Source organism: Candidatus Poribacteria bacterium, from assembly GCA_021295715.1.
GTDB lineage: Bacteria > Poribacteria > WGA-4E > WGA-4E > WGA-3G > WGA-3G.
The window spans coordinates 1-26,169 of sequence record JAGWBV010000037.1; the positions used below are offsets into that span (position 1 = coordinate 1).

Below are 26,169 nucleotides of genomic sequence, written 5' to 3' on the forward strand. Positions count from 1 at the left end.
TTTCGTTATTTAGCATATTCAATGATTAACTTTCGTGTAACTTTCAACGATTCTTAACTTCTACTCGCTATGAGTTCTTTTTGTAACGGTCAGGTCGCGAGTCTGGAATGCGATTCAGACCTCAGCCACAGGAAATGTAGCGAGTTTCAGAGTATTCAGAGTAAAGTCTGAAAAATGATAGGTTTCACAAACGCTTGTAAACATAGGCAATGACTGGGGTTTGATAGGTAGTTTCTGGAGTGCTTACTCTGAAAATTCAGAGCGGGTGACGGGTGTTAGGATTACGCTGTCTGAATCAGGATTTTCAGGATTTTAGGATTGACAGGATAATAGCATCCGAAGGCAATGAGACGTTCTTAGGCAAAAGATGTCCTGTTTTTAACAAGTTAGAAATTAATTGAAATCCAACCGTTTAAAATGTTACGATAGTGTGACATTTTTTATATAAAAGGCATCAACGATTAGCCACTATTGTCGGGAAGCGGAATTCCTTCCTACAGAGGACTATGGTCAATTTTAGAATTAATTAGACACTCTAAAGTGGCGAGGTTAGAAACCTCGCCAGCGGGGTGGAGGTTTTCGTTTCTATTGAGATTGCCTCGCAGTGAAAGTTATTTGTAGGTTTTACCATAAATACTCCTGAGACTCACAACGAAAAAATTGACACTTCGGTTATAGACATGCTAAAATAGAGGTAGCTGTCCGAAGTCTATATCTAATAGATTAAGGCATCATCTCCTAAAAACTTGGACACATCATTACCGAATAAGGAGTCCCCAATGTTCAACGCGAATCCTTTCCACCAGCCAGGACAATGGTACCGAGGAAACACACATAGCCACAGCACAGAATCTGATGGGCAGCTGCCCATGTCGGAGCGGTTCGGTGCCTATCGTGAAGCGGGTTACGATTTTCTGGTATTGACAGACCACCGTAAAGTCAACGATGTAAGTGCTTATAGCACGTCAGATTTTTTGGCAATCTCAGGTAGCGAAGTGCATCCGTCGAATCCATATGGTGGCTCGACGTATCACTTTGTCGCTATTAATATTCATGAGACGCTGAATTGTGCAAAGATGCATCCGAACGCAGTGCTTGATGAAATTAAAGCGCAGGGTGGTGAAGCCGTTTTATGTCATCCGTATTGGTCTGGACACACGATTACGGATTATTTGCCATTGCAGGGTTATTTCGCGATTGAAGTCTACAACGACACCTGCATGGGTATCGGCAAAGGCTTTTCCGAGCAGGCATGGGATGATTTACTCGATAGAGGCGGACCTGTTCTTGGAATCGCCTCGGACGATGCACACGGCACCGAACACGACTGCTTCCACGGATGGATTATGGTAAAGGCGCAGGAACTAACGATTGAGAGTATCATGGAAGCACTCCGGTCAGGCGCGTTCTATTCCACACTCGGACCCGAAATTGTGGATATGACGTTAGAGGGTGGCGAATTAACGGTTAAATGTTCAGAGGCGCAATCAATTGTCTTCAAAGCCGAGTGCAGTCGGGGTCGACGCATTCTGCCTCCAGAGGGTGAGCTGCTGACCGAAGCGACATATAGCATTCCGAATGGCGCGAAATACGCCCGTGTTGAAGTAACAGACGCAACAGGTAAGAAGGCCTGGTCGAACCCGTTTTTCTTTTAAGACAGGATGTCTTGATGTTTTCGCGGGTGCTGTAATGCAAAACATTCTGGTGTGCCAGACAGGTGGCTGGATCGGTGATATGGTGATGCTGACTCCAGCGTTGCGCGCGCTGAAGCAGGCGTTCCCTGAATCCCGTCTGGAACTTCTATTGCGTCCCCGCGTCGCAGATTTAATGGAATCGCACCCTTATGTTGATGCCTGTATCGTTGATGAAAAAACAGAAGGACGCTTCCGATCGTTCACGAGGTTAGTGCGTCAGGTCCGAAATACATCTTTCGATCTTGCTGTCGTGTTGCATCCTACCTCATTCCGAAACGCTTTGGTACCGTTCCTTGCGCGGATTCCAATTCGCGTTGGGACGAATGTCAGTGGGCGTGGTATGCTGCTAACGAAGTCTTGCCGGGATGATACAAGCGTCCATGAGGTACATCGGTATCTACGGGTGCTGCAGCTACTGGATATTGATACTGCCTCGGATGATTTGGAATTCTGGCATACAGATGCTGACCGGCATTTCATTGAAAACCTCTTGCGCGCTGAAGGTGTTTCACGTGACGAGCGGCTTATCGCTATTAACTTGGGCACCACATGGGCGACGAAACGCTGGGACCTCGTAAACTTCACCGAGGTTATCCGACAAATCACACATCTTGCCCAAGAGTCTAAAGTCGTCCTAACAGGTTCACACGCTGAGCAGACACTGACAGAAGCACTACCTGCCGCGTTACCGGTAATCAATCTCGTCGGAAAGACATCGATTCTGCAACTCGGTGCGCTGTTAGAAAGATGCGAGGTGTGTTTAACCTGTGATAGCGGTCCTATGCACATTGCCGCAGCGGTCGGCACACCGACGGTGGCACTTTTCGGTCCGACGGATCCAGTGCTACATCGTCCTTATGGTATTGGACATACCGTGATTGAAAAGCCAGTCTCATGTCGCCCGTGCTACAAGCGGACGTGTCATCGACAAGACGCACCACACCTCTGTATGCGAGAAATTGGAACAGGTGAAGTCGTAAAAGCGGTTGAAAAGAGATTGTATCAGAAAGATTGTGCTACCTAAGCATGAAAATTATATCTGGTAGATTTTAGAATTAGTTAGACACTCTAAAGAGGCGAGGTTAGAAACCTCGCCAGCGGAGTAGAGGTTTTCACTTCTATTGAGAGGTCTGCTTATTTGTAGGTTTTGCCATAAAAGGAAGAGTGAATGAAGGACATTCGTGCGTTGGTATTCGATTTCGGTGGAACTTTAGATGGAAATGGCATTCATTGGTTGGAACGGGCATACCAGTTTATCCACGAACGGTGTCCTGAAATTACGCGTGAAGCGTTTGACGAAGCGGATAGAGCGACAATAACAGAATTCGCACTCGGTGATTCTTCTGTTGAATGGTCTTACCAAGATGGTTCAATGTTACCTGTCGGTGCGGTGGCGTCTGAATATGCGGCGCGCTGTTCTTTGCGGGAGACGACCGAGGCGATTGCGGTCGGAATTTATAAGCGGCTCGGGTTGAGCGAGAAAATGAAGGATGAATACGTCGAATGGTTTTGCGAGGGTGCGACGAAAAGTCTCACAGAGAATCGGAGGTGGCTCGAAACACTTCACGGCACCTATCGACTCGCTGTGATTAGTAATAACTTCGGAAACACCCGCGGATGGTGCGATGAATATGGACTATCACCGCTGCTGGATGTGATTATAGATTCGACGGTTTTGGGTATAGCGAAGCCGGACGCTCGCATATTTGAAGCGGCTTTGTCGGGATTGAGCGTTGCGCCGAATCAAGCAATCTACGTAGGAGATAGTTATTCCGCAGATATGGTTGGCGGTAAGAATGCTGGCTTATGGACTGCGTGGCTTATGGGAGATCAGATGAAACCGTGTCCAGATCCTTCTATGGTAGATGTTCGGCTCTCTCATCTACACGAATTGACCGGTTTTCTGGAGGAAAAATAAAACAGGTATGCTACAAAATTTTTAGAGGGAAATGGGCAGATCTTTCGTTCTGCCCATTAGGTTGCGGTGTTAGGATACCCGAGGTTGCTACATTTCTCGATGAAGACCGATGACTTTACCGAGTATCATCACGTCCGTGACATCGAAGGTGCTCGGTTCAATCGCAGGATTCTCCGGTTGTAACCGGACTCGATCGCCGTCAATAAAGAACCGTTTCACGGTTGCTTCGTCCTCAACGAGCACGACGACAATATCACCGGGGTCGGCGTTTGATTGTCTTCTAACAATGACAAAATCACCGTCCAGAATTCCGACACCAACCATGCTCGATCCGGTGATGCGGAGCGCGAAGCACTCGTAATCGTTAAGCATGCGCGTTGGCATTGGAAGCGTTCCTTCAATATTCTGCGATGCGAGGAGTGGATCGCCTGCTGCCACACGTCCAAAGATCGGGATCTCTATAACATCTCGTGATACTTCTGCCAAAGCCAGATTTGCGTTCTGTCCTTCCAGCCATTTGCTGGTTGCGAGTTTCGGATCTGCCTCTTTCAAAATGGAAATTGCGCGTGGTTTACCATCTTCCCGGCTAATGTACTTTTTCTTCTCAAGTGCGTTGAGATGGTCATGTGCCGCCTTTTCAGAAAAGCCAAATTGGCGACCTATCTCGCGAATTGTGGGTGGGTAGCCTTCCTTGATACGCGTCTGAATATAGGTAAAGATCTCGCGTTGTCTACCTGTCAAGCTCTTTGCCATGAGTCTGTCTCCCATAGTAAGCATTAGTTTATATTTATATATTATCCTATATTCAGTTTAAATATGCAAGAAAAAAATAATATTTTATTTTTCGTATTGATACTGGCGGGTAATTAGAGAATTGAAACCGAATAGAGTTGTTAACGTCTTAATTGAAGAATTAAAGGAAGAATTTGAAAAATGCAAAGTCTAAATTGTTTTGCAAGTTTTTTTCTTAAGCATAGCCTGGTTGTTATGATAATTGTTTCGGTTATCAGTGCTATAAGTGTAGGATTTGCGAAAGAGGAAGCAGAGAAGGTTAAACTCGACACCGCCGTTAAGAACTTTACACTCAAGGATGCTGGTGGCACCCCTCATGCGCTGTATAAACTCAGTGAAGAGAAACCTGCCACAGTTGTTCTGTTCCTCGCTACGCAATGCCCAATCGCAACGGATTATGCGGAGCGAATCGTTGCCTTAGTCGAGACTTATGATGAAAAGGGCGTGCAATTTGTGGGAATAAATTCAAATAAACAGGAGAAGGTTGAAGAGATTACGGAATACAGTGAGAAGCACGGCTTTGAATTTCCTGTGCTAAAAGACCCGGAAAACAAAATTGCTGATTATTTCGGAGCGAGAAGAACACCAGAAGTCTTTCTTCTCGACGCGGAGCGTATTCTGCGTTACGCAGGAGCGTTTGACAACAGTCCAAAGGCACCTACGAAACACTACCTCCGAGACGCTCTGGATTTAGTCATCACCGGGAAGGATATTCCAAAATCAGCCAAGAAGACAAGAGCCGTCGGATGTACGATTAAGCGGGTTCGGAAAACGGATGTAGACAGGACTCCGTGAAATCCATCACACCCCTTGAATATCTTCGTTGCGCCTCACATAGGAGGTAAACAGACAAATGCTTCGATTTTTATATCACATTTTTCAGGCAGTGCTAACGCTGTTTTGGATCGCAGGGATATGCGTGTTTCTGGCGATGTTTGGTGCCATCGGGTTTGCGAGTGGCATGTTGCTAGCGTGTTGGGAAGATGTCCGCGATATTGATCTATATCGCCTTGAGTACGATGCTGATATCCAGACATGGCGGCAGCATCTGGAGGTTTACTCTTCGGTCTGTGAAGTACAGGAGACAGATAAGGTCGAGTTTTTGACCGATAAATTGGAACGTTTGGCGTACAAGAAGGTTGCGAAACTTATTCCGAGATTGAGTGCGCCAGGAGAGTATGCAGTGGAAATGGACGGAACCGTTCGCATCCATTTGCGGGATTTTGAATATCCGAATCTTGATGTGAAGGCAGGACACGTTCGGATTTCTGTGAAGGACGAAAAAATTGCTGCCATCCGGAATTCGGATAATTCTGTGCGCCGGAATTTCTATCTGGAACCGGAAAAAATCGGAGAGTTTTCAGATGACGAAGGTTCCACACGTCGTCTGATTCCGCTACTGCAAATGCCTGACAAGCTCACAGGCGCGTTCACTGCTATTGAGGATAGACGATTTTCTGAACATTGGGGAATTGATTTGATACGCCTCGCCGGAGCATTCAAAAACAACCTGTTGCACGGCAGTCGCTTGGCAGGAACGAGCACGTTGACCCAACAGTTGGCACGAAACATCTATCTGTTCGATCAGCGGTCCGACAGAAGCGTCATTCGGAAGGCGAGAGAGATACTTCTCGCTGTGAAAATTGAGAAGGCTTTCTCGAAAGACGAGATTTTTGAACGCTATCTGAACCACGTCGATTTAGGTAGGTCGAGGTATGGTGGAAAAACATATCACGGAGTTCAGCAAGCGGCACTCGGATATTTCGGGAAGGAGGTCTCGGAACTCGATTATCACGAGTGTGCCTTGCTCGCCGCACTTCCCAAAGGTCCCTACGCATTTTCACCCTTTTCCAACCCAGAAAGATCCCTACATCGTCGGAACATCGTCCTCGATCAGATGTTTGAGCAGGGGTATATCCCGACGGTATCTGAATGGCGTGCAAGCCGAGATGCGCCACTCCTCCCGCGAAATCTGCACAGAAAAGGGACAAGAACGGCACAGAAAGAGGCTGGACATTTTCTTGACTATGTCCACAAAACACTCGGTCAACTGCCTGAACTCAAACATAATTTGTATAGTGGTGGATTGAAAGTTTACACCACGATAGATATGTCCATGCAAGCCGTTGGGGAGAGAGAGGTTGCAAAGCACCTACGCGTGATGGATAAAACATACGGTGGTCGGCGGCTCCCCGATTACGATACGAATAAGCGGAGTCCACGCATTGATCCGATTAGAGATTACTTGCAGGCGGCACTGATCGCTTATGAACCGAAGACGGGACATATTAAAGCGATGGTCGGCGGTCGGGATTACAACATCACAGCGGGTGAGATAAATTTCTACAACCGCGCTGTGGGTACCGCAAGACGACAGCCCGGTTCCGCATTTAAACCGATTGTTTTTGCGGCATTGTTGGAAGAACCGGCAGTTGTGAGCCCCTCAACGATTATTGTTGATGAGGCATGGGGAATACTTCCATTCCCGGGACAACCGATGTGGTATCCGCGTAATTATAGTAAGTGGTTCAAGGGCAAAGTTACGGTGCGCGATGTGCTCAGGAGCTCAATTAATGTGCCAACAGCGAAAGCGATGTTGGAGACACCGATAGCCGAAAACGGTAAATGGGAAGGGCTGAATCGTGTTGTGGATTTGAGTAGGAGAATGGGCATTAAAAGTCCTTTGGATCCAGTTCCGGCACTCTCTTTAGGTTCATCTGGTGTAACAGTCCTTGAACTCACCTCGGCGTATGGTATCTTCGCGAACGGTGGTGTCCAGACGAAACCGGTGCATATTCAGTACGTGCTGGATACGGCGGGGAAAATTATTTATACCTCTGATGATCAGCAATATGACCGCGTCTTAGATGAAAAGGTCGCATACCAGATCACCTCGTTTTTGGAGAGTGTGATTGAGAATGGAACAGGTAGACGCGCCGGACGAATGGGGCTGACTCGACCCACAGCGGGTAAAACAGGAACTACCAATGAGAATGTAGATGCTTGGTTCGTTGGCTATACCGCGGATCTTGTTGTTGGCGTTTGGGTCGGGTTCGATAAGAATCGGTTGAGTCGCCGGAACTACAATCAGGAAGGTGCCAAGGCAGCACTCCCGATCTGGGCACAATTTATGGTTGATGCCGCTCGCGGTCCAGAAAAACCGTTCCCTGTTCCGAAAGGTATTGTTTTTGCGGAGATAGATAAAAAGAGTGGGCTCCTCAAAAAGATTGGTAAATGTCCGGAGGAGAACATTAGCAGAGAACCCTTCATCGAAGGACAGGAACCTTCCCGACTTTGCACGCTCCATTAGTTTGCATCAAAGGTATTCACATCTTCTGTAGGAAGGGAGGAATCTGCTGGAAACACCCCACCAACCCCTCGCCTTTCCTACATCCTGCAAATCCTATAATCCTGTAAATCCTATAATCCTGTAAATCCTGATTCAGACGCATACCTGAATGCCTCTCCGCGTGGCTATTTAAGGAATCGGAGTTCCCTCCTACCGGAGAATTGAATAGTTCTGGCACAAATCTCTCTACACATTTTGGATGTAGTATGGTATACTATATAAGTCCCAAAACCCAATACAAACCATAAATTTTTCTTGTAGTCTTGATGTAGTCCACCACTGACAATCCCGTATTGGAAAGCGATCAAAAGGAGCCAGAAGCCAAGATGAGAGAGAATTGGGAATTGCTGACTAAGATTGATGATCCAGAGGATGACATACCCGAACTGGATAATCCGCAATTTGAGCTCACCTCAGACTTTTCACCGCAAGGCGATCAACCGCAAGCCATTGATGAACTCACGGAAGGACTCCACCGTGGAGACAAAGCACAGACGCTTCTCGGTGTGACGGGTTCGGGAAAAACCTACTCGATGGCGAATGTGATTCAGAACGTCCAATTGCCGACGCTCGTCATCTCACCGAATAAGACACTCGCCGCGCAGCTTTACAACGAATTTCGGACGTTTTTCCCAAACAACGCCGTCCACTATTTCGTCAGCGATTATGAGTACTATCAACCTGAAGCATACATCCCATCCACGGATACCTTTATTGAAAAGGATGTCCGCATTAACGAAGAGATTACACGGATGCGACTTGCGTCAACAGCGTCCTTGATATCGCGTCGCGATGTTATCGTGGTCGCGAGTGTTTCCTGCCTTTACGGTCTCGGTTCGCCAGATGAATTTGAAAATCAGAGGGTTCAAGTAAGCGTCGGCGATGTCGTTCGGCGCGACGCACTCCTCCGCGCTTTAGTCGATATCCAATATGTCCGCAACGATGTTGAGTTCTGGCAAGGTGTGTTCCGAGCTCGCGGTGATGTCGTTGAAGTCTTCCCTGCTTATAGTGAGCACGCGTATCGTATTGAGCTTTTTGGCGACGAGATTGATCGAATTAACGAAATAGATACAACGACGGGAGAGGTATTGGCACAACGGGATTTCCTTGAAATTTATCCCGCTAAGCACTTCATGACCGATGGTGAAATCTTCGATCAGGCGTTAATTAATATTGAACTGGAACTTCAAGACCGGATTCTGACTTTCGAGAAAGAGAACAAATTGCTGGAAGCGCAACGCATTGAGCAGCGAACCCGATTCGACTTGGAAATGTTGCGGGAGGTGGGATACTGCTCCGGTATCGAAAATTACTCGCGGCATCTCTCAGGATTGCAACCGGGTGATCCCCCGTATTGCCTGATGCACTACTTTCCCGATGATTTTCTGCTTTTTATTGATGAATCCCACGTAACGATTCCGCAGTTGCGAGGTATGTATCGTGGTGACCGCTCCCGAAAGCAGACCCTTGTCGAGTATGGTTTCCGCCTGCCCTCCGCCTTAGATAATCGTCCACTCCAGTTCGAGGAGGTGGAAGCACGGGTCAATCAAGTTATCTTTGTCTCCGCGACACCTGGTCCTTATGAAATGGAAAACAGTGCGCAAATTGTCGAGCAGATTATCCGTCCTACTGGACTCATTGATCCTGAAATTACGATACACCCCGTGAGAGGACAAATAGACCATCTCATCGGCAAGATCCGAGAGCGCGTCAGGAGCAAACAACGCGTTCTCGTCACGACGCTTACCAAACGGATGGCGGAAGACTTAACCGAGTATTTGACGGAGGCGGGTGTCCGTGCTGACTATATGCATTCTGAGATTGATGTGTTCGACCGTGCCCGCATTCTACGTGAACTTCGCGAAGGCGTTTTTGATGTACTTGTCGGTATCAACCTACTTCGCGAGGGACTTGATCTTCCCGAAGTTTCTCTCGTGGCAATCCTTGACGCTGACCGTCCGGGTTTCCTCCGTTCCGTCAGGTCTCTCGTCCAAACCGCTGGACGTGCTGCCCGAAATGTCGATGGTGAAGTCCTCTTATATGGGGATAACATCACCAAAGCGATGGGAGAAGCGATCAAGGAAACACGCCGCCGCCGCGAGATTCAACTTCAATATAACACCGATAACGACATCACACCAGCAACCATTGAGAAGGCGATTCAGGAACTTATCGCTGAATCGACGGATGCGTATAAGACCAAAAAACCTGACAAGCCTGCTATCGTTCCAGAAGCCGTCGAACCGCAGGACCTTGAAGCGATAATTACAGACTTAACGCGACGGATGCGCAAAGCGGCGTTGGACCTTGACTATGAGGAAGCCGCCGCCTTACGTGACCAGATTGCTGAACTGAAAGAGGGATCGGCGGAGCAGTCAGCTGAATAGCGTGTATAGCGTGTCTAATCCACCGGAGAAAACATCGGAATTTAAAACTTGTATCTTGACGTGTAATCTGCTAAAATGCAGTCGTTGATTGTAATTCCATAAAACCTATAATTTTAATCCCTTGAAGGTTAATGATCTCGGTATTTTGTGAATAAAATACTAATCTTCTTGAGGAACAAAGAAAGGACTCTGCAATGTTTGTTTGTGTAGCTTGTGGCTATTTGTGGAAGGAAGCAGATAGCCCGCCAGATGAGTGCCCTGCATGCACGGCACCCAAAGAAAAGTATATTCCTTACGATGACAGAGCAGAACGTTGGGTCAAACGCGCTGTCGCGGCACATGTTATGTACCCGGACGAAGAAGGCGCAGACCTTCGCGCAGAAAACTCAGCACTCTCGTCTCATATCAGATTTGCCCTGGTCGGGTTACTCGGTGATGTTGATAAAGGATAAATGGCTGTCAGCAGTCAGTCATCGGTTATCAGTTAAAGAGGCACCTTGTAACAATTCACTTTGCCTTGGAGAAGTCTCAGCAACGTCCGTTGTGGCGGGAGTCTTCTTCACTGATGACTGACGACTGACAACTGATAACTTATATAGAAAGGAAGCGGCATTACCCAATACTGGGTTCTCTACAGAATAGAAGTGCCGCAGCATAAAGAATGAAACAGATACGTTATCTGCTGATTCTATTCCTTCTTGCTTTACAAGGAGTCGTATCAGCACAGGACCTCTCAGACCGCGTGGTGGAGCACATCTTTCCGAACGGTCTGAAGTTGTTGATGATTAAACGCGATACCTCCCCTACCGTCGCACCCTACATTCTCTTTAAAGCCGGTTCAGTCGATGAATCAGATGACACACGCGGTATCGCACACATGCTCGAACACATGTTGTTCAAAGGCACGAAAACAATCGGCACAAAAGACTATGAAAAAGAGAAGGTTGTACTTGCCGAAATTGACCGGATAGGTGATGCCCTCGACATGGAGCGCGCAAAAGGTTCCAGAGCGGATGCGGACAAAGTAGCCGAATTAGAAGAAGCATTAAAAGCACAACAAGAACTCGCCAAAGAGTGGATCCTTACCGGCGAATATACCGAAATTTATACACAACACGGGAGTACCGGATTCAACGCTGGCACCTCCGTTGACTACACCATTTACACGGTGGAATTGCCGTCTAATAAATTAGAGTTGTGGGCAATACTTGAGTCTGATCGGATTAAGAACGCTGTCCTACGCGAATTTTATGTTGAACGCGAGGCTGTCAAAGAGGAGCGTCGGATGCGTGTTGACACCCGTCCCGGCGGTAAACTCTATGAACAGTTTATGGCTGCTGCTTTCACTGCGCATCCTTACGGCATACCGATTATCGGATGGCCCTCGGATATTGCGATGCTCAATCGTCGGAAGGCAGAGGCGTTTTTCCGTGTCCACTACGCCCCGAATAACTCCGTCATGGCTATTATCGGAAATATTGACATAGATGAGACCATCGCGCTCATTGAAAAGCATTTCGGTGATATCCCCTCACAGCCGCTCCCGCCTGAAGTCACAACTGAGGAACTGCCACAGGAAGGTGAACGTCGGGTCGATGTCGAGTTTGATGCCGAACCGCAACTCATGATTGGTTTCCATAAACCGACACTCCCGCACTTTGATGACTATGTACTGGATTTTATCAGCGCCATCCTTTCCGATGGACGCACCTCTCGGTTTTACAAAAACATCGTTGAGGAAGGGATCGCCATCTCTGCCGATTCATTGAACGGATACCCCGGGGCGCGCTACAACAACCTTTTTGTTATAGACGGCTCACCGCGGTCTCCACACACAACCGCCGACCTTGAAGAAGCGATTTACGCCGAACTCGAAAGGCTCAAGACCGAACCCGTCACAGAAAAAGAATTTAAACGTATCCTCAAACAGGTGGATGCCAGTTTCATCCGAGGTCTCAGCTCGAACGCTGGAATGGCACGACAACTCACCTTCTATGAAGGGATCGCTGGCGATTGGCGTTATATCTTACAATGGCGTGAAAACATATATAAAGTTACGCCAGAGGACATCATGAGAGTCGCAAAAACCTATTTCATGAAAAGCAACCGCACCGTCGGCACCCTCGTTAAAAAAGAGGCAATAGCACCCGCCGGTGAAGGAACGGAGGGCAGCGAATAATGCAGAAACCAATTTTCACTGGACTTGTCTTCGCGACACTGGTCGCCTGTCTCATTGTGTCGGGTATGCCATCTGCATTTGCCAGACCCCACGAAGAACTTACCTTTGAACCGATCGAGTTTAAACCGCCTGTCCCAGAGAAGCGAACGCTCTCAAACGGGATGGTGCTTTACCTCATTGAGGACCATGAGTTGCCGCTTTTCAACATCAACGGGTTGATTAAAACCGGTGACATCTACGATCCGGCGGATAAGGTGGGTTTATCGTCGATATTCGCCTCCGTTATGCGAACCGGCGGCACGGTGTCGCGTGAACCAGATGCGCTAAATGAGGCGTTAGAATCTATGGCGGCTTCCGTTGAAGTCGGTATGTCCCGTGAATACGGGACGGTTAACCTCTCAACGCTCGCAGAAGACATTGAGAACGGACTGGAAATCTTTGCCGATGTGCTCAGAAATCCAGCGTTTCGCGAAGATAAATTGGAACTCCGCAAGCAGCAGTCGGTTGAGCGTATCCGCCGACGCAACGATAACCCGATCCAACTGGCGTGGCGTAACTTCTCGGCACTGCTTTACGGAACAAACCATCCCTTCGGGTGGTATACCGAAATTGAGGGTATAGAGAGTATCACCGCTGATGATCTCAAAGCGTTTCATGCGAAGTATTATCATCCCAATAACATGCTGCTCGCGATTACCGGTGATTTTGATACGGAGACCTTGATTGCGCAACTGGAGAAGGTGTTTGAAGGCTGGGAATCCGCAGATATTGCGTTCCCTGATGTCCCAACCGTGGATCCCACGCCCGAAGCGTCCGTTAATTATATCTTCAAGGACCTCCCGCAGTCGGTGATGCTTATCGGACATTTCGGCATCAAACGCACTCCCGATTTCGCCGACTATTTCGCGCTCCGCGTCATGAACGACATTCTCGGTGAAGGCGGTTTCACCTCTCGTCTCATGAAGGAAGTGCGTGAGAAGGCAGGTCTCGCCTATATGGTGGGTAGCATCATGCAAACGACGTATTACACGAATCCAGGGGAATGGTTCGCCTATTCGCAGACGCGGACGGATAAGACGTCAGAAGCGATCTCGCTCATTATTGATGTCGTCAAAGGTCTCCGAGACACGCCTGTCCCGGAAGCAGAATTGCAGCGCACCAAAGATTCACTCATCAATTCGTTTGTCTTTGGGTTTGAAAGCAGTTCGCAAATCGCCTTCCAACAGATGATGCTGGCGTATCGCGGTTTTTCGCCCGACTTCCTTGAAACTTTTACGGACAACATCGCTCAGGTCACAGCGGCGGATGTGCAGGCGGTCGCACAAAAGTATCTTCATCCGGATGCACTTACGATTGTCACTGTCGGCAATAAAGCCAATTTTGACCGATCGCTTGATGAGTTCGGTGCGGTGAACGAGATTGAGATAGCTCAACCTGCACCACCACCTGCGGAACCGATGCCTGAAGCGAGTGAAGGAGACATGGCGAAAGCCAAAGAGGTCATCGCGGCGGCAGTCGATGCTTATGGTGGACTTGAGAAGTTGCAAGCCGTCAAAAACATTGTTGTGGAAGGACGCGCGACCGCCAATTCACCGATGGGTCCGATGAACTTGGATGTAAAGGGGTATCAAGTCTATCCGGACAAACTGCGGCAGGACATTAAAATGCCTCAGGGTGAAATGAGTTACGCCTTCGATGGGACTTCTGGGTTTGCAATGACCCCTATGGGACCACAACCTTTACCGCCTGAAATGACGGCTTCCATGAAGGATGGCATTTTCAGGGAACCGATTTGGTTGCTCGCGAGTCTTATGAAGGACGATAGCTCAATTCAGTACACTGGTACAGAAGAGGTCATGGGAAAACCCGCTGCGATTGTGCTGGTTCCACAGCCTTCAGGTGAAGTTCTCAAAATTTTCATCAGTGAAGAGACACACTACATCGTGAAAATGAGTTTCCGTGAGGCGGAGCAGGGCGTTGTCTTGAATAAAGAAACGCTCTTGGGGGATTATCGCGATGTGGATGGTGTTAAAGTGCCACATCATATTCAGCAAAATGTAGAGGGTGAACTTTTCAGCGAAACTCAAATCAACAGCGTCATGTTGAATGCCGAACTCGACGAATCGCTGTTTGAGGAGCCACAGTGAAAACGCTAAATTTACAGGTCCGCTACTTTCAAGATAGCACACCAGCAGATGTGCCGTGCCGTGAAACGGCTTTCATTCGGCGTGAGTTTGATATGCCGTTGCCTGTCGAAGAGACGGCTTTGGTCCTCGTCGATTTGTGGAACGTGCATTTCATTGAAAGCTGGATAGAACGTGCGGCACAGGTCACGAAAGAGTGTGTCGTGCCTGTGATAGATGCTGCGCGTGGAGCGGGTTTGACAATCGTTCATGCCCCGTCTCCGTCGGTAGCAGAACAGTATCCGCAACTCAAGCGGCACAAACCGCCTGAACCGTCTACGCCTTCAGCGTGGCCCCCCTCCGATTTTCGAAGTCGCGAGGGGGACTACGCCGTTTATCGGGGTCCCCGTAGTCAGCCCCCCAGTATCGATATCCATTGGAACAAACTCGCATCGCAGCTTGCTGTCTCCCCAGCGATTGACGTGAAACCGGAGGAGTTTGTCATCGCGACCGGACAGCAGTTGCATGAACTGATGGAGGATCGGCGTATCTTACATCTGCTCTTTGCGGGGTTTGCAACGAACTGGTGCGTACTGGGCAGGGATTACGGTATCCGTTCTATGGCACGATATGGCTATAACATCGTGCTGCTCCGCGATGCCACAACCGGTGTGGAGTTTCCCGATACCTACGATAATCTGTTCACGACTGAGATCGCCATTCGGGAGGTGGAACAGCAGTACGGATTCAGTGCATCGAACGCCGATTTCTTTGAGGCGGTTGATTCCCTCTTAGCATAGAGTGCGCTCTCTGTGTCATTTTTACTCCTGCAATTGAGGCGGTAGTTCAAATAGCGATGGAAAATTACAAAGATGTATTGGCAAAGCTTGCCAATCAAATGAACCATAAGAGAGCTGCTGAAAAATCTACTCCAGAAGAGAATAAACTCAAAAAGGAGTTTGGAAGGATTTTTCAGACGCCCACTGTTCACTCCGGCTGGCAGAGAGACTTGGAGATTCCGAGAGATATTGTCCGTAAGAAACTCATTGAGTTAAAGCGTGCAGATGCTGTTCTATTTCATAAAGAAACAAGCACGTTTATTCCTATCAAACCAATAAAAGGGAAAGATTGGTTAGCGATCACTGCTTACGAAGTAAGTGGCTTAGAAGAAACTCAACGTAAGACTGAAAAGGTAGGAGTACAACTTTTGACATTTTGATTTAAACGTGCACCGATTTACTGGTATAATGCGAAAACTACACCATAGGTGTCAATTTAGGGATTTTTGACAGCATTTTAGGAACTCAGATATAAACATGCCGCCCTTACAGGGCTTGATTTCTTTTCTAAAACGCTGCTATAAACATAACGTCCCTACAGGACTAAAGAGCCGTTTTGCGCCCCACACGGAATACGGTTAGAAATTCTATAGAGATTCATTGAATTGTTTGAAGAGTCGATCTCCGTCTTTAGGTGAAATAATTGTAGATTCCTCATTTTTTGAGAAAACAGATTCAAACTCTTCCTCTGCTAATAAAGTGTCAATTGCTTTACAGATAGTTTCTTCAGTAAGTTCTTGGACAATCATCATATCAGATGCCCAGAAGTACAAGCCGTTGGCACATTCTCCTGTCTTTTTGCAGCGTTTCATCAAAGTGTCAATATTTTGGAGGGTAAAAAAGACCGCAGAGAAACTCTCACCGTTCGGAAAGGTGACTTGAACGTCGACATTATCGTTGTTCGGATCCAGAGACGCAATTCCGCGATAGATCGTCAATTGGTAGTCATCGCGCTGAACAGTTGTGTAGGGTTTATCCATTTCTATTTACCTCCAAAATGTTGTAAAATCTCATTAATTACCTTCTGCTGGTTGTCTTTACCAGAAATCCCTAAAATTTCTGGCTGATCGCCTCTGATTCTCCAGTAGACTCGCGCACCACCATAACTGCGTGATTCGGTAATTCCTCTACCAATCGGTTTATTTCCTATCCCGGGATTCATATTCCCCTTTTTCAACTGGTCTGTAATTTTTTTAATTTCTGCTTGGAAGGATATTAGTGTTTTCCAGCCTTCCCGTAGAAGTAAAGGATTTTCGGAAATTCGATTGGTTAACATTCTAAAGAAGCGTGTTTAATCCTGTTCGTCGCCACTGTTATCCCCAAGTGTTAGATCTTCAGGAAATATTTATATTTTTATTTCTTAATCAGTGGCGAAACTTTCCAAGGGTGGGAGTTCTGGATAGTTTCCGCGGGCGTGTCGCCACGCGAGGATGCCCTCGACGACCATCCAAATCTGCAAGGCTTCAACGGCGATACCGAATCCGAAGAGCAAATATTTGCCAGTGAAAAGCCAACCTGTTTCAGGATTGAACATCTGGTGTAGCATCGCCCATGCTGGCATGATGAGCATGAGGATCATCGGAAGGAGTGCAAACCAGATCGGTTTGTTGCGACGTAGGAGATAGAAAACGATGACCATGAAGGCTAATCCGGCTAAGAGTTGGTTCGTCGCCCCGAAGAGGGGCCAGAGCGTCAAACCGCCACTACCGGGACCGCTCGGTCCTTGGAACAGCGCAACTGCCGCGGCGAGCACTAACGCAAACGCGGTCGCAATGTAACGGTTCATCAACGGTTTGAACTTAACCGTTTGTGCCAGCTCGTATATAACATACCGTTGGAGTCGCGTTGCTGTGTCTAACGTTGTCGCGGCGAAACTCGCAACGAGTACCGCCATAATCGCAATGCCCATTTTGAGCGGAATACCGAGAGAGGCGAGGAAATTCCCACCGCCGTCAACAAACGCACTTACCTTCGCTTTGAGTCCGTGGCTTGCCCAACCGCTGACGACTGTGGTCGTCCCATCAGGATTTGTTTCCGTCTTGATAGCATAACGCGCTTTCCAAGCATCGTGATTCGTAACAGGGGTTGCACTATCTGCTTTGACAATCGGTTGGAATGTGTAGTTTGCACCGGTACCTGTCCGGTTGAAAATCCCCATACCGATGCCAGCACAGCAGGCAAGAATAACGATAACGGCAAGTCCACCCTCAAGTAGCATTGCGCCGTATCCCACGTATTGCGCGTCGCCTTCGGAGGCAACCTGTTTACTGGAGGTTCCAGAACTCACCATACAGTGGAAACCGCTGACTGCCCCGCACGCAATCGTAATGAATAGGAAGGGCCAAATCGGTGGCGCATCGGGTGGGATGTCTGAGGCAATCGCAGGCGCAGATGCCGCCAAATCCGCTCTACCTGTCAAGCCTGCGACGGCAAGTCCAAGCACTAATAGGAGGAGCGCCAATACCAATTCATGGCTGTTAATGAAATCACGCGGTTGCAGAAGCGTCCAGACGGGCAACACTGAAGCGATAAAACAGTAGACGAAAAGCACCAGTGTCCAAATTACTACGACGTTTAGGTAAGTTTGTCCGAGCAAGGGGATACCGAACCATTGCGAGAGATCAATCGGTAGAAGGTACGCACCGACTGCCATCCCAATGTACATGATACCGAGCGCGACAATGGAAGGGATGAGAATATTGCCGCCTCTACGATAGATCCAGATACCGATAGCGACTGCGAGCGGAATTTCCACCCAAACGGACAGGACAGATTCAGGATAGTAGGAAAATATCAGGGCAATGACCAACCCGAAGATAGCAAGGACAATCGTCAGTCCCATAAAGAGAACGAAAAGGAAGAGAAATTTCGCGCGCGGACCGATCATCCGCCCCGCAACTTCGCCGACACTTTGTCCACGATTGCGGAGGGATACCACAAGCGCGCCGAAGTCATGCACAGCACCAATGAAGACAGAGCCGAGGACAACCCAAAGCAACGCCGGTAGCCATCCCCAGAAAACGGCGATGGCAGGTCCCACGATCGGACCTGTACCCGCGATACTCGTGAAATGGTGCCCAAAGATGACCTCTTTTTTCGTTGGAATGTAATCGACATCATCTCGCAGCTCCTGACTCGGCACCGTGGCTTCGGCGTCTAAGCCGAAAATCTTTCTCGCTAACCATTTACCATAGGTATGATAGGCGACGATGAAGCCGATGAAGCTCAAAACCGCAATAATCAGCGTGTTCATTTTTTAATTTTACCTTTTTATCGCAGTCAGCCGTCAGGTCGAATTTTCTGCGAAATCCTCTCAGCAGTCGGTAAAGAAGTTTCCGTCAGTTTCCGTCAGCAAGAAAAAAGGGCATTCTGTAACGCTTGCGTCTTTGCTAATTGCCGATAGCCGAAATCCATTTTCGAGGTGAGTTCGGAGTTTCACGCGCCTCCCCATAGACCCACAGGTAAAAGTTTGGCTTATCTAACTCCCATTAAGACCTCAAATGTGAGTTGGTCCAATTTCTCGTATCCGAGTCCTTTTTGTGCGAGGGTATCGGGTTCAAAATCTATCTTTCTCAGTTTTCCGACACTCTCGACGTTGTAACTCGCCATAAGTGCTTCGAGTTCAGGATCGCGTGCTTGTATTTCAGCGAGAATCCCCTGAATTTCCGCATCTTCATTGAAACGGCGTGCTTTCTCTTTGAGAATCAGATAACTCCGCATACATCCTGCGGCGAAGTCCCAGACCCCTTGTTCGTCTTCAGTCCGGTAGGCGTGTGCATCAAAGTGTCGATATCCATCCCAGTTCATATCTTCGAGGAATTTGACGAGGAAGAATGCGCCTTTGATGTTTTCAGAACCGAAGCGCAAGTCTTGGTCGAAACGACTCATCTTCTGGTCGTTGAGGTCAATGTGGAAGAGTTTACCTGCTTCGTGTGCCTGTGCGACGCCGTGGAGGAAACTCAAACCTGCCATCGTTTCGTGAGCAAATTCGGGATTCACACCGACCATTTCTGGGTGGTCCAGTGTCTCAATAAAATGGAGCATGTGTCCCGTTGTCGGTAGGTAGATGTCGCCGCGGGGTTCATTCGGTTTTGCTTCAAGTGCGAACCGGAGGTCGTAACCTTGGTCTTTGACGTAGTGCGTGAAGTAGTTCATCGCCTCACGATTCCACTTGACGGTATCGGGTCCATTTTTAGAGGCATCTACTTCTGCGCCTTCACGGCCGCCCCAAAATACATAAATGGTCGCTCCGAGTTCAACACCGAGATCAATGGCATTCAAAGTTTTCTGGATTGCGAAGGCTCGCACCTTCGGATCGTTAGCGGTAAACGCGCCATCTTTAAAGACTGGATGGTAGAAGAGATTTGTTGTTGCCATCGGCACTTTCATACCATGATCGGTGAGTGCCTTCTTGAATTCGCTAACGATTTTATCGCGTTCGACGGCTGAAGCCTCAAAGGGTACCAAATCATTATCGTGTAAGTTAACGCCGTATGCGCCGAGTTCGCTTAATTTTTGGACTGTGTATGTGGGTTTCAAAGGGGGCCTGACAACGTCACCAAATGGATCGCGCCCGGGATTACCGACCGTCCATAATCCAAAGGTAAACTTATGTTCAGGCTTAGGCTGATACTGTTCTGACATGCATGTACTCCTATTACGTGTAATTTTCGCGAAGCTTATGAGCCAACGTTTAGATTATACCATATTTGGCATATTTGTTGCAAATTCTTACTATTGTGTGCTTCTATTAGCGCGTCCATGTTGGAGAAGCCCTACGAGATGCATCAGGTCTTGATAGAATAGAAACACCTTCTTAAGGAGGTATTTCTGCAGTTATAGTAAAGTTAAGAATTAATGAGACACTCCAAAGAGGCGAGGTTGCAAACCTCGCCAGCGGGGGTGGGGTGCTTGTTTATTGAAAACTGTCTACATATTTTTAGGTTTTACTATAAATACTGAAATTGAGGGTTTTCGTGTAAGCGGTGTGTTATGCGTCAAGGTGTGTGGAAATCTGTTTCAGGACCTTTTCATAGTCTGCTTCCAATTCAAGTGGCGCGTTTAGATAGCGAGGTGGTGGTTCCCCAGGTATGATGTCGTGATACGCCACCTTGAAATCCGGGAATTTGAGTCCACTGGCTGTAGAGATAACGATAACCGTGTCATCTGGACGGATCTGTTTACGTTCGACCATTTTTATGAGTACCGCGAGTGCTACACCGGTGTGCGGACAATTGAACAACCCGGTTCGATCTGCTCTCGCAGCAGCATCCGCCAATTCCGCTTCTGTGGCTTGATCGACAATACCATCGAACCGTTTAAGGACACGGATTGCGCGATGGATTGAGACGGGATTTCCGATTTGAATCGCTGTGGCTTGTGTGGGTTGCGCTGTAATGGCACTGAACTCCGTGAATCCTGTTCGGTAACTTCGATAAAGTGGGTTTGCGCGCTCTGCTTGGGCACAGGCGATACGCGGCAGTTTGTCAATCATACCGAGTTCCCACATCATTAAAAAGCCGAGTCCAAGTGCGGAAACATTGCCGAGGTTACCCCCTGGAATAATTATCCAATCCGGCACTTCCCAATTGAACTGCTGGACGATCTCGATGCTAATCGTTTTCTGCCCTTCGATTCGGAGGGAATTAATGGAATTGGCGAGATAGAAATCTTTCCGTGCAGAGAGTTTTTGGACGATTTCCATACACCCATCAAAGTCTGTTTCAAGCGAAAGCGTCAACGCACCGTTGGCGATAGGTTGAATGAGTTGTTCACGCGTAACCTTCGCTTTCGGTAACAGGATTACCGCGGGAATGCCTGCGGCAGAGGCATACGCTGCCAAAGCGGCGGAGGTATCGCCAGTTGATGCACACATGACAGCGCGAAGGTCCCCCGACTCAGCCATGATCTGTTTCACCATTGAGACCAGAACGGTCATCCCGAGGTCTTTAAACGAACCCGTATGACTGTTACCACACTGTTTGATCCACAGGTCTTTCAAACCGAGTTGCTCGCCGAACCGTTCTGCCCAGAATAGATTGGTACCCCCCTCATACATAGAGATGATGTTATTATCATCAATGTTCGGGCATACGAGTTCCTTTTTCCCCCAGACACCACTGCCGTAGGGATATTGCGTGCGCCTGTAGCGCTGTTCAAAGAGGGATTTCCATTCAGCAGCACTCCGATTCCTCAACAAGTCGGTGTCGTGCCGGACCTCTAACAGCCCATCGCAGTTTTTGCACCGATAGATAACTTCTGTCAGCGGATAGGTCTCGTCGCATCCTGTGCTGCACTGGAACCATGCATCGTAGTTCATTGCTCGGCGTTCTCCTCCATAACGACTGGCAGGGCGTTTTGGGCAGGCTCGTTTCCGTTTGATGTGTTAAGGAGTTCGTCTATTTCTTCAAGTGAGGGCAACTCAGAGGCATCTTTCAAGCCAAATTGTTGGAGGAACTCATCTGTGGTTGAAAAAAGCAAGGAGCGTCCATCTTTTCTACCAGCGATACAAACCAATCCTTTCTCTATGAGTGAGTTTAGTACACTGTCACTGTTGACACCGCGCAGTGTCGCGACATCTGTCCGCGTAACAGGTTGCTTGTAAGCAACAATTGCGAGTGTTTCAAGCGCTGACGGGGATAGTTTGACGCGAACCTGACGCGTATAAAACTTCTGAATCCACTCTGAGTATTCTGGCGACGTGCAGATTTGGTAGCCATTCGCTATTTCAACGAGGCGAAAACTCCGTCTCATTTCTTGATAGTCTTGGCACAGTTCGTCGAGTTCCGTCCGGATGGCGCGTTTGTCTAACTCCGGCAGCACCGCTTGAAACTGTTCCACCGAAATTGGTTCGCTCGCGGCGAACAGGACCGCTTCCAAAATTAATTTGGGTTTTTGCGCGGGTATCGCGTCGAGTTCCTCTATCGAATCGGCAACGGTAAGATATTCAGAATCCATAAACCAAATTCCTAATTGTTTCGTTCTTCTGAACGAGTGTTTTCAACGTTTGAAGGCGGCAGAATCTCTTGATCAGCCCCCTCGTGCTCCTGTTTAACGATATAAATACTTTCAAAATGCCCAGTTTGCACAGTGACAATTTTTCCTATCCGAATGAGTTCTAAAATAGCGAGAAATGTCACAATGCGATCTGTCTTGGTCGAGGACAAAGGGAACAGGTCATCGAAGAGTAATTGGTCTTCACTTTCCAACTGTCTGTCAATAAAAGCGATTTTATCTTCAACGGTTATTGTTTCCTCTTCAAACGTCTCATAAGTTTCTTCGGTCTCTATTTCTGCAGCGCGATCGTTCAACCCCTTAAAAGCGGTCAGGAGATCAAACAGTGTTGCCCTGATCTCAAATTCACGCGTCCCCTCTAAATCTTCGTGTATTTTAGGATTTCTGCTATAGATTAATGTCTGACGTTCGGCATAAACATCTAAAACTCGGGCAGCCTCTTTGAACTGTTTGTACTCCAAGAGCTGCTTAACGAGTTGCTCTTGATCGCCGATCATATATTCAGTATCTGGTGTGAGTTGTGGGAGGATACTTTGCGATTTAATGTGCAGAAGTGTTGCCGCCATCACCAAAAATTCGGAGGCCACATCTAAATCTAACTGCTCCATTAGATTCACATATTCCAGGTACCGATCGGTGATGTGCGCAATCTGAATATCGTAAATATCCATCTCCTCTTTCTGGATCAGATGCAGGAGCAGATCGAGCGGTCCCTCGAAACCTTCTAACTTCAGGGAGTATATTGGGGCTGTAGAGGCGGGCGTTGGCGTTGTTTCAGTCATTAATTTTAATTTTACCTTATCGTATCCCTACGATCTTCGCAATCAGATTTAGGGTTTCAAAACTGACATTGCTCAAGAATCCGAACACATAGTTCGGTATACCGAAGATACCGGGTAGAAAAATGAGGCACATCAGAATCGGCATTCCATACGGACTCAGTTTCTCGAATTGGTGCGCTGTCCGTGCGGGTAGCAAGCCTCTCACAACGCTGAAACCGTCTAACGGAAAAAGCGGGAGCATGTTAAACGCCGCGAGAAAAACACTAATCAACGCTGTCCGAATTAATTGCCTGTTAATCTCAGCATGAAGTGGAGACCCAGCCGGATCGAAAGAGGTCAATTCAAGTAAGAGTCGAATCACTGCCAAAATCACAAAAGTGAGGACGATATTCATGAAAGGACCGGCAGCGGCGATAAGCATCAAGTCCCTTCTCGGATTTTTCAGGTTGAACGGGTTGACGGGTACCGGTTTTGCCCAACCGAAGAAACCGCCTCCAAAAAGCGTTCCGAGCAGTGGAAGTATTAATGTCCCGATAATATCAATGTGTACGCCCGGATTCAACGACATCCGTCCAAGCTCGCGAGATGTTGGATCCCCCAACATGTCCGCTGATTTGGCGTGTCCCCATTCATGGAAAGTTAACAGAATGATGAACTGTGTAACTACAAGGATTGCTTCATAAGGGTCGAAATTAGGCATCGTTCATTTGTACCGCTTGCAGCCACATTTTGCTATACAAAGGTCCGCAATCGGGAATATGCCTCCTCTTTTTTGGTAATTTCTCCATCCAATTGTGCCGCGAACAACGTCCAAAGTCGGGTTTCAAAAGCCTTGCTCGGTTTTTCGCCAAGCATTATCAAGTCTTTTCCTGTGATAAACGGTTCTATCTTCCGCAGAACAAAAAGGTAGTCTTTTATTTTTTCGCGTTTCCACTTCGGCAAGGTCGTATCCACATAACCGAGTGCGAATGCCTCAATCGGATAAGATTTTAGCAATTGATATATCTCACTCGGTTTCACTGTCTCCTGCACCGTCGCAAGTGTTTGTTCCAACTGTTTGTAAGCGGTGAGCGGTGTTTCTACCCGATAAAGATTTCCATCACCACAGACGTAAGTTGCCGTGTTCTTTGGGTCAACAATCCTCCATTTCCCGCTTTGTTGGTCAACGGAGGCAGCATCCGACAATGAGATTCCGAGTTTCGCAAAAGTATCGTGTGTCACCTTTTCAAGCGAAACCTGTTGTTGCGATGCTTGCACCCGGCTGATGAGCCGTTGAAGTTGATGTTCCAATACCAACCTGAAACTGAGTGCTTCAATCTGATATATCGGCGTGCCGATTCCGAAAAATGCCATCCAACGCACCAGTTCAGGCTGAAATTCTTCGTCTTTAAGATGCGTTGATATCCAGGCTGTCGCTTGCGCTGCTTTCTTAAAATCACATGCAAACGTCGTCGATATATTCCACCCTTGAGAGATAGTTTCCCATACATCGAGTCGCGTAAGGTGTGCTACAATCTCCGATGCGTTCTTTTCAATAAGTATTCTATCAATCTCATTGCGTATCCGTTCACCGCTGAGTTGTGCTAAGACTGGGAGTGCTTCCCGCATCAGAACCGTGTCGGTTTCAGGAATAGAAAACCCGTAGCGTCCGGCATACCGAAAAGCGCGAAAAATACGCGTCGGATCATCCGTGAAACTATGCTTATGCAGGACCCGAATTGTCTCGGTTTTAAGGTCTTCCAAACCACCGGTTTTATCGACGATCTCACCAAAAGCGCTTGTATCTAAGCACATTGCCAAGGCGTTAATCGAAAAGTCGCGTCTTCGCAGATCGTCCGTGATGGTTCCTCGTGATACTGTAGGTAACGTCCCGGCACCTTGATAAGTTTCACGACGGGCGGTAACAAAATCCACTTTAGGAAGGTTAGCATCGGCAGGCGTGACGGTTGCAGTGCCAAATTGTGGGTGTGTTTCCAGTGTTCCGTTCCAGCGTTGACACATCGCGTTCGCGACGCGGGTTGCATCTTCTTCCACAACGATGTCAATATCGAGGCTCGGTCGTTTGAGAAGGAGGTCCCGGACGAAGCCACCGACAAGGTAAGTTCCTTTTCCACCTACCTCACCAATTTCGTGTAACAGATCCAAGATCGGTTCAGGAATGCTGGGTATCATTTTTCTTCGAAAGGAGTAAACCTGTGTCTATAGGGTTCCTATACGAAGGCAAAGACGCGCGTCGGTGCCCCAGAACTGCGCGCCAACTTTAGCGGGGCAATTACCACATAGAAATGCGTCGGCAATTGGCTCAAATTGCACAAATCCTCAACATGCGGGATACCCGCACCGAGAAAAACGAGATGTGCTGGTGGTAAACCGTCGTGCAAGGGTGGATGCCCTGCCACAGAATCAATACTGCACGCGTCTGTCCCGATGACCTTTATGCCTTTTTCGACGAGGAATTCGGCAGCGTCTTCACTAAAGCCGATCCACTCTCGGTTGAAGTTGTCCTGATAGACGAATCTGTCCATACCTGTCCGCATAAAGACGATGCTGCCTTCTGGAATATCGCCATTTTCGGCTATCCATGCCTTAACATCCTCTGCGGTCACAGCGTCATTTGGTTTCTTAATCGCGGAGAAGTCCATCAACACGGCGTGTCCGGTCAATTTCTCTTTTGGGATTTCGGCGATCGTTGCGCCACCCGGGTACATTAAGCAGGGGGCATCCATGTGCGTAGAGTAGTGTCCGGACGTATCAATACGGCTTTCAAAATAGCCATCTTTTTCCAGTGTCGCTTGGTCATAAATTTTGGCAGGATCAATCGGCAGCTCACATGGACTCTTTTCATCGACCACATAAGACAGATCCAGCACGTTTTGAAAGTCAAGGTGCATTCTGTATTTCTCGCTCTCTTTCTTTATCTGTTATGAATATAGTATAGCACAGATCCACGAAACAATTCAAGCAAATCAGTCAAGAACTACAGGGTCATCGAGTTTTAAGAAATTATCGGATTTTAGGCTTTCTTTCGGCGATCCGGTGTCCCTTCCCAGTAACGGGCGGGAACCCTGGTTCGGAATGCAGATCGCATGAAT

At 47.9% G+C, this 26,169-nt stretch carries 22 protein-coding genes; 11 read left to right on the top strand and 11 right to left on the bottom strand.

Annotated elements, in window-relative coordinates; all coding sequences use genetic code 11:
- Positions 1 to 779: 779 nt before the first annotated feature.
- From J4G07_10680 to J4G07_10690, 3 genes are all read left to right on the top strand, one after another.
- A complete protein-coding gene (locus J4G07_10680) occupies positions 780 to 1,655 on the top strand; it encodes a PHP domain-containing protein (protein ID MCE2414463.1) in 876 nt (291 codons plus the stop codon).
- A 34-nt stretch (positions 1,656 to 1,689) separates the two neighbouring features.
- Complete coding sequence (gene waaF, locus J4G07_10685; GenBank protein MCE2414464.1) at positions 1,690 to 2,718, top strand: lipopolysaccharide heptosyltransferase II; 1,029 nt, start codon at positions 1,690 to 1,692, stop codon at positions 2,716 to 2,718.
- A 144-nt stretch (positions 2,719 to 2,862) separates the two neighbouring features.
- Positions 2,863 to 3,612 (top strand): HAD family hydrolase, encoded by a 750-nt coding sequence (locus J4G07_10690; GenBank protein ID MCE2414465.1) that lies wholly within the window; start codon positions 2,863 to 2,865, stop codon positions 3,610 to 3,612.
- Positions 3,613 to 3,699: 87 nt separating this feature from the next.
- Here J4G07_10690 and lexA read toward each other — a convergent pair whose 3' ends face one another.
- Positions 3,700 to 4,365, bottom strand: a complete 666-nt coding sequence (lexA, locus tag J4G07_10695; GenBank protein ID MCE2414466.1) for a transcriptional repressor LexA — start codon at positions 4,363 to 4,365, stop codon at positions 3,700 to 3,702.
- A gap of 234 nt (positions 4,366 to 4,599) precedes the next feature.
- Here lexA and J4G07_10700 point away from each other — a divergent pair, with 234 nt between their 5' ends.
- The 8 genes from J4G07_10700 (at position 4,600) to J4G07_10735 (ending at position 15,661) form a co-directional block, all read left to right on the top strand.
- Positions 4,600 to 5,199: a redoxin domain-containing protein gene (locus J4G07_10700; GenBank protein MCE2414467.1), complete on the top strand. Its 600-nt coding sequence runs from the start codon at positions 4,600 to 4,602 to the stop codon at positions 5,197 to 5,199.
- Between the two features lie 58 nt (positions 5,200 to 5,257).
- Positions 5,258 to 7,714: a PBP1A family penicillin-binding protein gene (locus J4G07_10705; protein ID MCE2414468.1), complete on the top strand. Its 2,457-nt coding sequence runs from the start codon at positions 5,258 to 5,260 to the stop codon at positions 7,712 to 7,714.
- 365 nt (positions 7,715 to 8,079) lie between these two features.
- Positions 8,080 to 10,140 carry an excinuclease ABC subunit UvrB gene (gene uvrB / locus J4G07_10710; GenBank protein MCE2414469.1) on the top strand — a complete coding sequence of 687 codons (2,061 nt, stop codon included), beginning with the start codon at positions 8,080 to 8,082 and terminating at the stop codon, positions 10,138 to 10,140.
- 194 nt (positions 10,141 to 10,334) lie between these two features.
- Positions 10,335 to 10,592 (top strand): hypothetical protein, encoded by a 258-nt coding sequence (locus J4G07_10715; protein ID MCE2414470.1) that lies wholly within the window; start codon positions 10,335 to 10,337, stop codon positions 10,590 to 10,592.
- A gap of 209 nt (positions 10,593 to 10,801) precedes the next feature.
- Positions 10,802 to 12,319: an insulinase family protein gene (locus tag J4G07_10720; GenBank protein MCE2414471.1), complete on the top strand. Its 1,518-nt coding sequence runs from the start codon at positions 10,802 to 10,804 to the stop codon at positions 12,317 to 12,319.
- Entirely contained in the window at positions 12,319 to 14,466 is a 2,148-nt protein-coding gene (locus J4G07_10725; GenBank protein ID MCE2414472.1) for an insulinase family protein, read from the top strand. The genes J4G07_10720 and J4G07_10725 overlap by 1 nt, the downstream gene beginning before the upstream one ends.
- Entirely contained in the window at positions 14,463 to 15,242 is a 780-nt protein-coding gene (locus J4G07_10730) for an isochorismatase family protein (protein MCE2414473.1), read from the top strand. The genes J4G07_10725 and J4G07_10730 overlap by 4 nt, the downstream gene beginning before the upstream one ends.
- Before the next feature lie 56 nt (positions 15,243 to 15,298).
- Positions 15,299 to 15,661 (top strand): hypothetical protein, encoded by a 363-nt coding sequence (locus J4G07_10735; GenBank protein ID MCE2414474.1) that lies wholly within the window; start codon positions 15,299 to 15,301, stop codon positions 15,659 to 15,661.
- Between the two features lie 207 nt (positions 15,662 to 15,868).
- On the opposite strand, the gene J4G07_10740 is transcribed toward J4G07_10735, so the two are convergent.
- From J4G07_10740 to J4G07_10785, 10 genes are all read right to left on the bottom strand, one after another.
- On the bottom strand, positions 15,869 to 16,261 hold the full coding sequence (locus tag J4G07_10740; protein ID MCE2414475.1) for a hypothetical protein: 393 nt from the start codon (positions 16,259 to 16,261) through the stop codon (positions 15,869 to 15,871).
- A 2-nt stretch (positions 16,262 to 16,263) separates the two neighbouring features.
- Positions 16,264 to 16,557, bottom strand: a complete 294-nt coding sequence (locus tag J4G07_10745) for a hypothetical protein (GenBank protein MCE2414476.1) — start codon at positions 16,555 to 16,557, stop codon at positions 16,264 to 16,266.
- Positions 16,558 to 16,641: 84 nt separating this feature from the next.
- Positions 16,642 to 18,534 carry a carbon starvation protein A gene (locus tag J4G07_10750; GenBank protein ID MCE2414477.1) on the bottom strand — a complete coding sequence of 631 codons (1,893 nt, stop codon included), beginning with the start codon at positions 18,532 to 18,534 and terminating at the stop codon, positions 16,642 to 16,644.
- Positions 18,535 to 18,755: 221 nt separating this feature from the next.
- Positions 18,756 to 19,925 carry a xylose isomerase gene (gene xylA / locus J4G07_10755; GenBank protein ID MCE2414478.1) on the bottom strand — a complete coding sequence of 390 codons (1,170 nt, stop codon included), beginning with the start codon at positions 19,923 to 19,925 and terminating at the stop codon, positions 18,756 to 18,758.
- Positions 19,926 to 20,271: 346 nt separating this feature from the next.
- Positions 20,272 to 21,600: a threonine synthase gene (thrC, locus tag J4G07_10760; GenBank protein ID MCE2414479.1), complete on the bottom strand. Its 1,329-nt coding sequence runs from the start codon at positions 21,598 to 21,600 to the stop codon at positions 20,272 to 20,274.
- Entirely contained in the window at positions 21,597 to 22,238 is a 642-nt protein-coding gene (gene scpB / locus J4G07_10765) for an SMC-Scp complex subunit ScpB (protein MCE2414480.1), read from the bottom strand. The genes thrC and scpB overlap by 4 nt, the downstream gene beginning before the upstream one ends.
- A gap of 11 nt (positions 22,239 to 22,249) precedes the next feature.
- Positions 22,250 to 23,077, bottom strand: a complete 828-nt coding sequence (locus tag J4G07_10770; protein ID MCE2414481.1) for a segregation/condensation protein A — start codon at positions 23,075 to 23,077, stop codon at positions 22,250 to 22,252.
- Between the two features lie 16 nt (positions 23,078 to 23,093).
- The gene (locus J4G07_10775; GenBank protein MCE2414482.1) at positions 23,094 to 23,777 is read right to left on the bottom strand and encodes a site-2 protease family protein; all 684 of its coding nucleotides are present in this window, start codon (positions 23,775 to 23,777) and stop codon (positions 23,094 to 23,096) included.
- Positions 23,778 to 23,809: 32 nt separating this feature from the next.
- The gene (locus J4G07_10780; protein MCE2414483.1) at positions 23,810 to 25,249 is read right to left on the bottom strand and encodes a CCA tRNA nucleotidyltransferase; all 1,440 of its coding nucleotides are present in this window, start codon (positions 25,247 to 25,249) and stop codon (positions 23,810 to 23,812) included.
- A gap of 38 nt (positions 25,250 to 25,287) precedes the next feature.
- Positions 25,288 to 25,968, bottom strand: coding sequence for a cyclase family protein (locus J4G07_10785; protein ID MCE2414484.1), 681 nt, complete (start codon positions 25,966 to 25,968; stop codon positions 25,288 to 25,290).
- Positions 25,969 to 26,169: the final 201 nt, after the last annotated feature.

Coding starts and splice junctions, on each gene's coding strand:
- scpB (MCE2414480.1), bottom strand. CDS start 22,238: ATGGATTCTGAATATCTTACCGTTGCCGATTCGATAGAGGAACTCGAC.
- J4G07_10680 (MCE2414463.1), top strand. CDS start 780: ATGTTCAACGCGAATCCTTTCCACCAGCCAGGACAATGGTACCGAGGA.
- J4G07_10720 (MCE2414471.1), top strand. CDS start 10,802: ATGAAACAGATACGTTATCTGCTGATTCTATTCCTTCTTGCTTTACAA.
- J4G07_10780 (MCE2414483.1), bottom strand. CDS start 25,249: ATGATACCCAGCATTCCTGAACCGATCTTGGATCTGTTACACGAAATT.
- J4G07_10705 (MCE2414468.1), top strand. CDS start 5,258: ATGCTTCGATTTTTATATCACATTTTTCAGGCAGTGCTAACGCTGTTT.
- J4G07_10750 (MCE2414477.1), bottom strand. CDS start 18,534: ATGAACACGCTGATTATTGCGGTTTTGAGCTTCATCGGCTTCATCGTC.
- J4G07_10735 (MCE2414474.1), top strand. CDS start 15,299: ATGGAAAATTACAAAGATGTATTGGCAAAGCTTGCCAATCAAATGAAC.
- J4G07_10690 (MCE2414465.1), top strand. CDS start 2,863: ATGAAGGACATTCGTGCGTTGGTATTCGATTTCGGTGGAACTTTAGAT.
- J4G07_10700 (MCE2414467.1), top strand. CDS start 4,600: ATGATAATTGTTTCGGTTATCAGTGCTATAAGTGTAGGATTTGCGAAA.
- J4G07_10745 (MCE2414476.1), bottom strand. CDS start 16,557: ATGTTAACCAATCGAATTTCCGAAAATCCTTTACTTCTACGGGAAGGC.
- J4G07_10725 (MCE2414472.1), top strand. CDS start 12,319: ATGCAGAAACCAATTTTCACTGGACTTGTCTTCGCGACACTGGTCGCC.
- J4G07_10775 (MCE2414482.1), bottom strand. CDS start 23,777: ATGCCTAATTTCGACCCTTATGAAGCAATCCTTGTAGTTACACAGTTC.
- J4G07_10770 (MCE2414481.1), bottom strand. CDS start 23,077: ATGACTGAAACAACGCCAACGCCCGCCTCTACAGCCCCAATATACTCC.
- xylA (MCE2414478.1), bottom strand. CDS start 19,925: ATGTCAGAACAGTATCAGCCTAAGCCTGAACATAAGTTTACCTTTGGA.
- thrC (MCE2414479.1), bottom strand. CDS start 21,600: ATGAACTACGATGCATGGTTCCAGTGCAGCACAGGATGCGACGAGACC.
- J4G07_10740 (MCE2414475.1), bottom strand. CDS start 16,261: ATGGATAAACCCTACACAACTGTTCAGCGCGATGACTACCAATTGACG.
- J4G07_10715 (MCE2414470.1), top strand. CDS start 10,335: ATGTTTGTTTGTGTAGCTTGTGGCTATTTGTGGAAGGAAGCAGATAGC.
- J4G07_10785 (MCE2414484.1), bottom strand. CDS start 25,968: ATGCACCTTGACTTTCAAAACGTGCTGGATCTGTCTTATGTGGTCGAT.
- lexA (MCE2414466.1), bottom strand. CDS start 4,365: ATGGCAAAGAGCTTGACAGGTAGACAACGCGAGATCTTTACCTATATT.
- waaF (MCE2414464.1), top strand. CDS start 1,690: ATGCAAAACATTCTGGTGTGCCAGACAGGTGGCTGGATCGGTGATATG.
- uvrB (MCE2414469.1), top strand. CDS start 8,080: ATGAGAGAGAATTGGGAATTGCTGACTAAGATTGATGATCCAGAGGAT.